The organism is Actinomyces howellii (assembly GCF_900637165.1).
GTDB classification, from domain to species: domain Bacteria; phylum Actinomycetota; class Actinomycetes; order Actinomycetales; family Actinomycetaceae; genus Actinomyces; species Actinomyces howellii.
In genome coordinates this window covers 2,323,995-2,335,398 of the sequence record NZ_LR134350.1, presented here as the reverse complement: position 1 = coordinate 2,335,398, position 11,404 = coordinate 2,323,995, and the positions used below count along the sequence as shown (strand labels likewise).

Here is an 11,404-nt window from a genome sequence, read left to right as displayed (position 1 = left end):
AGCCACTGAGAACAACCTGGAAAAACGCTCGACAAGATCACAATATGGTGACGGCCGAGGTCAGGCGGCGGGACGGTTCAGAGTGCATCGGTCTGCTCCGTCGACGCCCCGTCACGGGGAGGAGGGCGTCGGGTCCCCGAAGAACGTGCGGAAGTAGCCGTAGAAGCTCCAGTTGCCCCAGCTCGTGCAGGCGTCTCCTCCCGAGGCCGCCTGGGCGTTGGGCTGGTAGGGGGTGTAGTTGTACAGGCCGGCCGTCGCCTGGTTGGCGATGGTCAGCTCCGCGGCGCCGCACGTCGGGTCCGGGGAGTAGGCGATCGAGGTGGTCCTACCGGCGACGACGTCGTACTCGCCTGGGTTGACGCGGTAGCGCTGGAACTGGGAGGCCGCTCCGTAGAGCTGGCGGAAGAAGCCTGCGTAGCGGGCGTCGCACGCCGCGCCGTCGGGGCAGGCGTAGCCGGCGGCAGCCTCGTAGTCCCGCGCGGTCAGGGTGGACCCGGAGGCGGTGAGCAGCCCTTGCTCCTTCTGGATGAGGACGAGGAGAACCTGAGGGTTGAGGTCACAGCTCGCGGCGACCTCGGCGATGATCTGGGCGACGCTCTGGGACCGGGCACCGGTGTAGCCGCCGGGGCAGAAGACCGTCGGGTCCTGGTCCTCGGTGTCGAAGGAGGCCTGCGCCAGGCAGGGGGTCGAGTCGCTCCCCGGACGGCATCCGGCGTTGACCTCCTCGATGAAGGAGGCGATCTCCTCGAGGCTCATCGTCGTGGAGTCGTAGAAGACCTCGTCGTCGATGAGCAGCGCGGGGTCGAAGCCCTCGGTGTCGAGCACGACCGGAGCGGGCCCGGCGGCCGTCGCCGTGGCGGGGGCGTCGTCGGCCCCCAGGGGTCGGGTGGCCAGGAGGCCGACGAGCACCGTGACGACGAAGGCGACGGCGCCCAGCCCCAGGACGCCACCCAGCCTGGCGCCGGGAGCGCGGCGCCCACCACGCCCGCGCGATCCCGAGCGCGCCGAGCTGCTCAGGCGCTGGCCACGCGGGGCTGAGGAGCGTGAGGCCTGGCGCCTGGAGGCGGGCGCCGGGCGCGACGGCGCCGACCGGGGGGACGACGTCGGGCGGGAGGCAGGGCGTTGGGGCATCAGGGTCATGGTCGCACACGAGCCCCGCCAGCCGCGGCGCTGACCACCCCGTGAGGTCGGGGCCGGGGCGCAGGTCAGCCGCAGCGCGCCAGGTCGGCGGCACCGATGACGCCCGCGTCCTGCCCGGACTCGGAGATGACGACACCAATCGTGGGGCGCCGGGACCGCGCCGTGAGATGGGCGTCGAAGGAGGCGGTCACCGGCTCGAGAAGGATGGGGCCCGCCTCGGTCAGACCACCGGTGAGGACGACGACCTCGGGGTCCAGGACGGCGCACAGGTCGGCGATACCGACACCCAGCCAGTGGCCCAGGTCCGCGTAGCATTCCAGGGCGGCCCGGTCGCCCTCGCGGGCGGCGGCGGTGACGGCCTTGCCCGAGATACGGTCGGGGTCCCCGCCGGACAGCTCGATGATGCGCGAGGCGTAGGCGGGCTGGAATCGGGCCAGCTCCCACCCGTTGTGGCCCAAGGCCGTGCCCGAGGCGTACCGCTCCAGGCAGCCGCGCTGCCCGCACCCGCACGGGCGCCCACCCGGCACGACGTTGATGTGACCGATCTCGGCCGCGAAGCCCGCGGCCCCGCGCACCAGGCGCCCGTCGATGACGACCGCGCCACCCACCCCGGTGCCCAGGGTCACGACCAGCACGTTGGACCGCCCCCGACCCCCGCCGAAGCGGGCCTCGGCCCAGCCCGCGGCGTTGGCGTCGTTCTCCACGACGACCGGCAGGCCCGCGCGCGCCGCGACCTCGTCCCCGATGCGCACTCCCGTCCAGTCCAGGTTCGTGCCCGAGGCCATCGTGTTGCGGTCCGCCGCCACGAACCCGGCCGCCCCCACCCCGACGGCCACAGCCTCGGGGTGAACCGCGCGCAGCTCCGTCGCGCAGGCCACGATCGTGTCGATGATCGCCCCACGCTCCTTGGCAGGGGAGTCCTTCTGCACCCGCGTCAGGACCCTGCCCTCGTCATCAACCGCACCAGCGGCGATCTTCGTACCACCCACATCGATACCAATTGTCACTGCCACGGAAGCCTCCTCCTTGGGACGGTATGGGCCGCGGCCGCTCTCGCCGCGCCCGCTGCCCCGATTCTCCGACGGCGTCCCCTCGTACCCCACACCCACAGCCTCCCACTTGTGCATGTTCGGTGCATATGAGTGCGATGTCGTACCGACGACGCCGACACCCCGAGACTGACCTCTCCCGCGCCCCTTGCGTCCGAGAGCTCGGCCACCGGCGGTGTCAGGCCCGAGCCTCCGACGACGCGACGGGCGGGAGGTCCTCGGCGGGGACGACCACCCGGTTCGGCAGCCTCAGGGCGAGGACGAGGGCCACGGCCAGGCAGGCCGTCGGCATCCAGAAGGCGCGGCCGAAGGCCTGCGCCGCCTGTGCCAGACCGGCGGCCAGCTGAGCACCTCCCAGCTCGCCGGCCACGGCCTGGCCTCCCAAGGGGGTTGCTGCGAGCAGCAGGGCGAGGATGACGGAGACGACGGCGATGCCGACGGCCCCGAAGACCTGCTGGCCGATGTTGAACAGGGTCGTGGCGTTGCCGACCTCCGCGCGGCGCACCGCCTGGAGCGCGGCCGTCGACACCGGCATCATCGTGCCGCCGATCCCCATCCCCTGAACCGTGAGGACGACCGCGAGCCACCACACGCCCGTGCTCGGGCCCACCTGGGTCAGGGCGAGGACCGACAGGAGCATTGCCGTCATGCCAAAGGGGATGACCCGCCTCGGGGGGAGGCGGTCGATGAGGTTGGCGGCCACGGGCATCGTCACCAGGGCCCCCAGCCCGGTCGGGGCGATGAGCAGCCCGGTCTCCATGGCGCCGAGTCCTCGGACCTGCTGGAGGTAGGAGGGCAGGAGGAGGAGGTCGGCGGTGAAGGCGGCCTGGAAGGAGACGGCCAGGAGGATCGCGGTGCGGTAGGGACGCAGCCCCAGGATCGTCAGGTCGAGCAGCGGGTGCGCCGTCGTGAGGCTGCGGCGGACGAAGAGCACCACCATGGCGAGGCCGACGGCGAGCGGCGCCCACACGCTCGGAGAGGCCACGGGGGCGCCCGCCCCGGCGTTCGACACGCCCCACAGGACGAGGGCCAGGCCCGGGGACATGAGCAGCACCCCGGGGACGTCGAGGACAGCGGCGCGGCGGCTGTCGCGCCGGGGTAGGAGGACGAGGCCGAGGAGGGCGGCACCGAGGCCGAAGGGCACGTTGATGAGGAAGACCCAGTGCCAGGAGGCGACGTCGACGAGCCATCCTCCCAGGATCGGGCCGACAACCGGGGCGATGAGCATGGGGATGCCCATGAGGCTCATCATCCGGCCCAGCCGGTCACCGGCCACCGAGGCGACCAGGGCCGTGCCCACCGGCATGATGCACCCCCCGCACAGGCCCTGGAACACGCGCATCGCGATGAGGACGCCGAGGCTCGGGGACAGGGCGCACAGCACCGAGGCCAGGGTGAACAGGGCGATGGAGCCGACGTACATCCAGCGGTGGCCGACGCGGCGCAGGCCGTAGTCGGTCAGAGGGATGATCGCCGCGGTCGCCAGGGCGTAGCCGGTGATAGCCCAGGCGACGGAGGAGTAGGGGGGCGGGGTTCCGTCCGGCCCGGCGTAGTACCCCTGGAGGGAGGGGACGGCGACGTTGACGATGGTGCCGTCGAGGACTGCCATGAACGAGCCGATCATGACGACGGCGGCGACCCGGTAGGGGTTGACCGGGGCCTGGGGGCTGTGAGACACGGGTGATGCGCTTTCTCTCGAGGGCAGGGCGCCCGGCGCCGGGCCGTGGGACGGCGGCGCACCGCGTGAGGGACGGCCGCGCAGGGCGGAGGAGGACGGCGGCCGGCCCGGGACTCAGTCGAAGCCGGCACCCGCCGGGCGCTGCTTACCGGCCAGGCGGCCGCTGACGGCGGCGCCCGCGGCGATGGTGACCCCAGGGGCGAGCCGGACGCAGTCGTCGAGGGCGTTGTCGCGGCGGCACAGGTCGCGGGTGCGGGCCTTGACGGCGCGGTAGGGCGGCCAGGGGGTGTCGAGCAGGAGGCCGACGCGGGCGCGGGCGCCCCTGTCCTCCCAGCTCCTCCCGCCCTCCCGGCCCCCGGGGTCCGGCCGCCCCCCGGGCATCGCCGTCATCGCCGTCATCGTCCTCCCTCGCTCCCCGGCTCGTGCGCCCGGCTCGTCCCGGGTCCTCGATGGTCGGTATCCGAGGCTATCGACGGACCGGGCTCACGAACCGGGTCCGTATCCGCACTTCCGCCCGCCCGAGGCGGAAGGGGTGTCGCTGTCTGCACTGACCCACCGCACCTTCTGCGGGGTCCACGTCCCTCCCCCAATCCTCTGGCGCGTTCGACGCCTGAGAGGCGCCTCGGCTCTCCTGCTCGGACGGGCCCTGGAGGCTCTGCCTGACCTTCGCCCCGAGCCGGGCAGAAGGCAGCCGAGCGGAGTCGTCCTCGTCCGGTAGCCACTCCTAGCCTGAGACCAGCAGGCCGCCCACGGGCGGAAGGCCCGGGCAAGGGAGCCGCAGTCCTCCGGCAGCGCCGGCGGTGTCCCGTTCCAGGGCCGCGCAGGACGAAGGCCGCGCAGCCGCGGCCCAGGAGGGAGCAGCGCTCATGGACAACATCGACCGGCGCTTCGACGCCATCGTCATCGGATCGGGCCCCGCGGGCTCGACGGCCGTGCGCGAGCTGACCGAGGCGGGCATGGAGGTCCTCCTGCTCGAGGCGGGCCGGGAGCTCACCGCGGAGGACTTCGTCCCGCCGCGCCACGGCAAGCCCAAGCCGATGGGCATGGACATCACGACGCGCGCCAGGAGGATGCTCGTGGACCGCCAGTTCAACCAGGCTCGGCGCTCCTTCTACTCCGACTCCTCCTCGCGCTTCCTCGTCGACGACCTCGCCAACCCCTACACCTACCCGGTCGACGCCCCCTACCTGTGGATCCGCTCCCGGCTCCTGGGCGGCCGCATGCACGCCTACGGGCGGGTCCTGCAGCGCATGAGCGACGCGGACTTCAAGGCCGCGACCCTCGACGGCGTCGGCACCGACTGGCCCTTCGAGTACAAGGACCTCGCCCCCTACTACGACCGCGTCGAGGAGCTCGTGGGCGTCTACGGCGACGACGACCCGGGAGTCACCCACCCGCCTGCCGGCAGGTACGTTGGCCCGGGCCACCTCAACGAGATGGAGCAGGAGTTCAAGTCCGTCGTCGAGAGCCGGTGGCCCGAGCGCCACGTCATCTCCTGGCGCTTTCAGGCCCCCTTCCTCGACCGCACTCCCCCGGGGATCCGTGAGGCCCGTCGCACCGGGCGCCTCACGATCCGCACGGGCGCCGTCGTCTCTCGCATCACCACCGACTCACGCACCGGGCTCGCCACGGGCACCGTCTTCATCGACGCCACTACGAAGCGTGAGCACCGCGTGACCGGAGACGTCGTCATGCTGTGCGCCTCGGCCATCGAGTCAGTCCGCCTCCTGCTCAACTCCGGCGGCGGACGCCACGCCAACGGCCTGGCCAACTCCAACGGTCTGGTCGGCCGCTACCTCATGGAGCAGTCGATGACCCTGGGCTTCGGGGACGACCCGCGCCGGCCCGGCTACTTCGGCCCGTCGTCCCAGTGCGAGCCGGACCCGTTCTACGGCAACTCCGGCGGGTTCCTCATCCCCCGCTACCAGAACCTCGAGGGACAGGTCGAGCGCTACAAGCGCGGCTACTCCTTCCAGGGCCTGGCCGGCCGCGTGCCCGTCCCACAGGACTCCCCCGCCATGTTCGGATTCGGCGCCGGTGGCGAGATGCTGCCCCAGTACGCCAACCACGTGTCGGTCTCGCGCCGGGTCAAGGACGCCTGGGGTATCCCGGCCGCCCACATCGTGTGCCGCGCAGATGACAACGACCGGCGGATCGTCGACGCCGCCGTCACGGACATCAACGAGATGATGCGGGCCGCCGGCTACCGCCAGAGCTTCGTCGCCTCGACCTTCGGGGTGCACTCCACGAAGGTGTGGCCCGACTTCAACCCGGTTCAACGCGCGATGTTCCGTGTCGGGATCCGCATGAGCCTCATCATGGGCGTGTCCATCCACGAGGCCGGCGGCGCCCGCATGGGCCACGACCCGGCCACGAGCGTGCTCAACGGGGTCGCCCAGTCCTGGGACGTGCCCAACCTCTTCGTCACCGACGCGGCCTCCTTCCCGACCGGCTCGACCGAGGGACCGGCGCTGACGATCATGGCGGTGACGGCCCGCGCCTGCGACTACATCGCGCGCGCCCACGCCTCGGGAGACCTGACCCGCCCCACGCAGGACGTCGTCCTGTGAGGCGGTAGCGCTCCAGGTGCGGCGCCACCGCCTGCCTTCGATGACTCTGAAGCCCAACGGGCCTCAGCTCGCTCGCGTCACGTCAGGTCGACTCAAGCGTGCAGCGGCGTCCAGCCGACGGGCACCGGCCCCCTGACATCCGCTCGGTCCCGATCGGCCTGCCGCGACCAGCCTTGACCCGAGTGGTCGGCGGCCCGGCCCGCGACCCCCTGTGCGAGGCGGAACCCGACGTCGTCGAGCACGGCCCCCGGCATGCTTCCCCGTCGCACTGAGGCGCGAACGCTCCAGTGCCTGTCCGCCCACCCTCCCCCGCGCAGCACGCGATAGTCGGCGTAGCGGGCTGGGTCGGAGAAGTCCCAGCACCACTCCCACACGTTGCCCAACATGTCGTACAGGCCCAAGGCGTTGGGCTGCTCCCGTCTGACGCGCTGCGGGCCCGTGACGGCGTCGGCATCCGTCCACGCGATGTCAGGAAGCGGGCCGTAGCGCGGGCCCGTCGAGCCCGCGCGGCAGGCCCGCTCCCACTCGGCCTCCGTCGGCAACCGGAAGCCGTCAGCGCTGACGTCCCATGACGCCCCGGCGTCGTTGACGTCGTAAGCCGGCGCACGACCCGTCGCGACGGACAGCATGTTGCACCAGCTCACGGCCTCGAGCCACGACACCGAGTGCACAGGCGCGCTCCCGTCCTCGCCGTCTGGCACCGGAGCCCCCAGCACGCGCGAGTACAGTTCCCACGTCACCGGGGTGGAGGCGAGGTGGAACCGCCGCAGCCGCGCCGTGCGCGAGGTCCGCGTCCTGGCATCCCGCAGCACGATCGAGCCAGAAGGCACGGGGATCATCGTGGGTTCGAGAGGAGACACCCGTCAGGATACCCGCATGGGCGGCACCTCCGGCCGGGCACTCGTCTCCGAGTCGTCGTGACCACGCACACTGCTTCGGAACGACGCACGCAAAAGCTCGAAGCCGTTCCAGGCGCATGTCGAGCAAGACCTTTCCCGAGAACACCGCCAGTCCACGGCGCACCAGCGACGCACTGTGTCCACCATCACGTCACTCCGTGCGCACCGAGAGGGCACTGCGGTCGGATAGCGTTCTACCCGACGCACGGACGACGGTGTTCAGCAGAGCACCCGACCGGGCGTCATTCGCGTATCCGGGGACCGAGTCCCCGGCCTGCGCCGCACCAACCCGCCCTACCAAGGAGTCAACATGTTCTTCAACAGCACCATCGACGCCAACACCGCCCGCGCCTACGCCGAGGTCGCCAACGCGAGGCTCATCGAGCGCACCACCGACGAGGACGAGAACTGAGCCGAGGCGGACCAGCACCGTCACCGGGACCCCCGAGGCGATCCCGGACAGGCATCCAGCCCGCGCCACCGGGCGGGGCACGGCATCGAGTTCAGGCCGGAGACACCGAGGTCTCCGGCCTTTGCCGTCGCCGCGTTATGCACGTTCGGTGCACATAGACGACCCTGTCTGTCCTCCATCAGCTCCGACCGTGCTGGGATGCCTGCATGGACGAGGACGTCAACGCCGCACCACCCACTCGCCTCAGGGCCGGATGCGCCCGCCTCCCCGAGGCTCCCGCCTGGCTCGACGACGTCACCGGGGACGAGGCTCTGGCCTGGGTCGCCGAGCGCAGGGCCGAGGCGTGGGCCCGCCACGCCTCCCCCGATCTCGACCGCCTGACCCGGGAGCTCACCGAGGTCCTCGACGCCCCCGACCGTCTTCCCCCCGTCGTCAGCCGGGCAGGCATGCTCTACAGCTTCTGGACCGACGCAGACCACCCGCGCGGCGTCTGGCGACGAGCCTCCTGGCTGTCCTACGTCAGCGGAGCCCCCTTCCGCGCCGACCGCACCATCGAGCCCACCGAGTGGGAGCTCCTTCTCGACCTCGACGCCCTGGCAGGCGAGTGGAACCGGCCCCTGGTGTGGGGCGGCGCGAAGGTCCTCACCACCGGGCCGCGAGCGGGTGGGAGGGCGCTGGTCACCCTGTCCGACGGCGGCTCCGACACGAGCGTCACCCGCGAGTACGACCTCGATGAGCGGCGCTTCATCGACGTCGAGGACGGCGGCTTTCTCCGTCAGCCCTCCAAAGGCTCGCTGACCTGGGGCGACGAGGAGGGCGAGGCGGTCATCGTCTCGGCTGACTTCGGCCCGGGCTCCCTGTCGAGCGCCGGCTACCCCCGCCAGGCCCGTCGCCTGAGCCGGGGCAGCGACGTCGACGACGCGCAGGTCCTCGTCACCGCGGCCCCCGGCTCCGCCGCGGCGGGAGCCGTCCGGGACCCCTGGGGACGCACCTGGCTGACGACCATGCCCTCCCTCTACGCCACGCGCATCTGGCTCCTGCCGGAGGACGCCGTGTGCCCGACCGGCGCCGCGGCCGCCCGTGCGGCCCTGTCGGGCGAGACCCACCCCACCCTGCCCCCACCCACACCGGAGGGCGACGTCGTCCCGACGGGTGCCATCCGCCTGGACGTGCCTGAGTCCTCCAGCGCCGGCATCGGCCGCGACTGGCTCACCATCGAGCTGCGCGCCCCCTGGGAGGTCGACGGGCGCTCCTACGCGCCCGGCACCCTGCTGGGCGCGAACCTCACCGACTACCTGGCGGGCCGGCGCGATCTCGAGGTCCTCTTCGCTCCGAGCCCGTCGACGACGCTGACCTCGGCCACGTGGACCCGCAACCACCTCGTGCTCACGCTCCTCGACGACGTCGCGAGCCGCCTGGAGGTGTGCACGCCGCCGGCACCCGGCTCACCAGCGGGGGCCGGGTGGGCGCACCACTGGGTCGACCTCACGGGCGCTGCGGACCTTCCGGGCGGGCCCGCGCCCGACAGCAGCCAGCTACGTCCGGGCCGCCCCCTGCTCAGCGTGTCCGCCTCCGCCCTCGACCCGACCGGGTCGGACTACCTGTGGGTCTCCGCCTCCGGGTGGACGACGCCGTCGACGCTCGCGGTGGGCCGACTCACCGCCGAGGGCGAGCTGACGGGCATGGCGGTCGTGCGCCAGGCGCCGGCCCGCTACGACGCGACCGGCGTCGTCGTCACCCAGCACGTGGCCACAAGTGCTGACGGTACCCACGTGCCCTACTTCGAGATCGGCCGACCGGCGGGACCCGACGGCACCCTGGGCCCGGTGCTCGTGCACGCCTACGGCGCCTTCGGCGTCTCGCTCACTCCAGGCTACGAGCCGGTGACCGGCAAGGCCTGGCTGGAGCGTGGCGGCACCTACGTCGTGGCGAACACGCGAGGCGGCGGCGAGTACGGACCCGCCTGGCACCAGGTGGCGCTGGGGGCCGGACGCCACCTCGTCGTGGAGGACCTGACGGCGGTCATCGAGTCGCTCGTCGACCGAGGCGTCACCCGCGCGGGCTCGGTGGCCGTACACGGCTCCTCGGCGGGAGGCCTGCTCGTCGGCGAGCTCCTCGTGCGGCACCCGGACCTGCTCGGCGCGGCAGTCCTCGAGGCGCCCCTGCTCGACCTGAGGCGCTACACGCACCTGTTGGCGGGTCCCTTGTGGGTCCCGGAGCTCGGGGATCCCGATGACGAGGCGCAGTGGGCGTGGATGTGCGAGCACTCGCCCTATGAGCTCCTCGAGCCGGGGCGGACCTACCCGCCGGTGCTTCTGCTGTCCTCGACGCGGGACGACCGCGTGCACCCGGCGCACGCGCGCACGATGGCCTGGCGCCTGGCCCGCCTGGGCCAGAAGGTCACCTATGTCGAGTCCGCCGAGGGCGGGCACTCCGGCTACGCGACGAGCCCCCAGCGGGCGAGGACCTCGGCCCTCATCCACGCTTTCGCCTGGAAGCACGCCACCGGCTCGGCCGAGACCCGCTGAGGTCCCCCGAGCCGGCCGATCCGGGCGACGGTCCGCCGTGAGATCACGTCGCGCCCGGGGCCGGGCGCCCGGGACCGCCGTCCCGGTCCGGCGGGCACGGGCGCCCGCCGGACCGGAGCTGTCACAGGTTCTCCAGGATGCTTCTGCCCAGGGCCAGGTGGCGGTCGATCTGCTCGTCGGCGTCGTCGAGATAGAAGGCGTGGCCCTCGTACTCGGTGATGAAGACGCCCTGGAACCCGCCCTCGGCGAGGATCGACAACGCCTTCTCGTAGGGGATCGTCGGCTCGTAGACCCTGCCGGCCTCGTCGAGCTCGAGGTGGTAGAACTTGCCGTGCACGTAGGTGACGTAGGGGACCATCGCGGCGAAGGAGTCGAGCTCGGCCGGTGCGAAGGACAGGAAGCCGAACCACTCGGAGATCGCGACCTTCTCCCCCTCACCGCCGTTCATGGTGGTGCGCACGTGCTCCCACATCTCCTCCTCGGTCATCCCGTTGTGGCGGTTGTCGATGATCCAGTCGAGGGTCTCGCGCTTCGCACCGAGGCCGACGTAGCGGTTGATGGCGATCTCTGTGGGACGCTCGATGAACATCCCGAAGTCCGGCACGAGACCGAAGTTCCTCAGGTCCTTGTCCTTGATGACGCGCATGAACTCGGCGACCACGGGGTCGGCGGGGGTGTGCGGGGCGTGGATCTCGAAGCCGATCTGGACGCCGTGCTCCTCGCCGATGGCGTTGACGGCCTCAGCCAGGTCGGGGCCGAAGCCGGTGGCGCGCAGGTACCTGGCGCCGAGCCTGCGGGCGGTCATGATGTCGAGGCGGATGTCGGACAGGATGTCCTCGCGGCTCATCGCGTAGCCCGTGATGCGGCCGAGGTCGACGTACCCCCCGTAGGAGAAGACCTCGACGCCGTGCTTGTCCGAGGCGGCCAGGACCGCGTCGATCTCCTCGGGGCGCGGGGTCGGGTAGTGCTGGAAGGTCTGGGCTCCAACGAGCTCGACCTTCGTGACGCCCTTCGCGGCGACGTGCTCGAAGACCGTGTCGATCGTCCAGTCATCGTTCTTGATGAACTGCTCGGTGTAGCTGTAGCAGGACACGCCCTGCTCGATGCCGTTGATCAGTGCCATGGTTT

Annotated in this window: 8 protein-coding genes; 2 read left to right on the top strand and 6 right to left on the bottom strand. The window is 71.9% G+C overall.

All coding sequences use genetic code 11. The features are described from left to right. Nucleotides 1-111: 111 nt before the first annotated feature. The 4 genes from EL245_RS09805 to EL245_RS09790 all read right to left on the bottom strand — a co-directional run bounded on the left by EL245_RS09805 (nucleotide 112) and on the right by EL245_RS09790 (nucleotide 4,266). A complete protein-coding gene (locus tag EL245_RS09805) occupies nucleotides 112-1,131 on the bottom strand; it encodes a hypothetical protein (RefSeq protein WP_126382970.1) in 1,020 nt (339 codons plus the stop codon). Nucleotides 1,132-1,205: 74 nt separating this feature from the next. Then, complete coding sequence (locus EL245_RS09800) at nucleotides 1,206-2,153, bottom strand: ROK family glucokinase (RefSeq protein ID WP_126382969.1); 948 nt, start codon at nucleotides 2,151-2,153, stop codon at nucleotides 1,206-1,208. 214 nt (nucleotides 2,154-2,367) lie between these two features. Further along, entirely contained in the window at nucleotides 2,368-3,867 is a 1,500-nt protein-coding gene (locus tag EL245_RS09795; protein WP_126382968.1) for a DHA2 family efflux MFS transporter permease subunit, read from the bottom strand. A 114-nt stretch (nucleotides 3,868-3,981) separates the two neighbouring features. Beyond that, entirely contained in the window at nucleotides 3,982-4,266 is a 285-nt protein-coding gene (locus EL245_RS09790) for a hypothetical protein (protein ID WP_126382967.1), read from the bottom strand. A 467-nt stretch (nucleotides 4,267-4,733) separates the two neighbouring features. On the opposite strand from EL245_RS09790, the gene EL245_RS09785 reads away from it, so the two are divergent. Further along, a complete protein-coding gene (locus EL245_RS09785; RefSeq protein WP_126382966.1) occupies nucleotides 4,734-6,437 on the top strand; it encodes a GMC oxidoreductase in 1,704 nt (567 codons plus the stop codon). 92 nt (nucleotides 6,438-6,529) lie between these two features. Here the strand turns inward: EL245_RS09785 and EL245_RS09780 are convergent, their stop codons facing one another. Then, nucleotides 6,530-7,276: a formylglycine-generating enzyme family protein gene (locus EL245_RS09780; protein ID WP_126382965.1), complete on the bottom strand. Its 747-nt coding sequence runs from the start codon at nucleotides 7,274-7,276 to the stop codon at nucleotides 6,530-6,532. A 678-nt stretch (nucleotides 7,277-7,954) separates the two neighbouring features. Between EL245_RS09780 and EL245_RS09775 the strand changes: the two genes are divergently transcribed. Next, on the top strand, nucleotides 7,955-10,276 hold the full coding sequence (locus EL245_RS09775; RefSeq protein ID WP_126382964.1) for a prolyl oligopeptidase family serine peptidase: 2,322 nt from the start codon (nucleotides 7,955-7,957) through the stop codon (nucleotides 10,274-10,276). A 121-nt stretch (nucleotides 10,277-10,397) separates the two neighbouring features. Here EL245_RS09775 and EL245_RS09770 read toward each other — a convergent pair whose 3' ends face one another. Next, on the bottom strand, nucleotides 10,398-11,399 hold the full coding sequence (locus tag EL245_RS09770; RefSeq protein ID WP_126382963.1) for a sugar phosphate isomerase/epimerase family protein: 1,002 nt from the start codon (nucleotides 11,397-11,399) through the stop codon (nucleotides 10,398-10,400). Nucleotides 11,400-11,404: the final 5 nt, after the last annotated feature.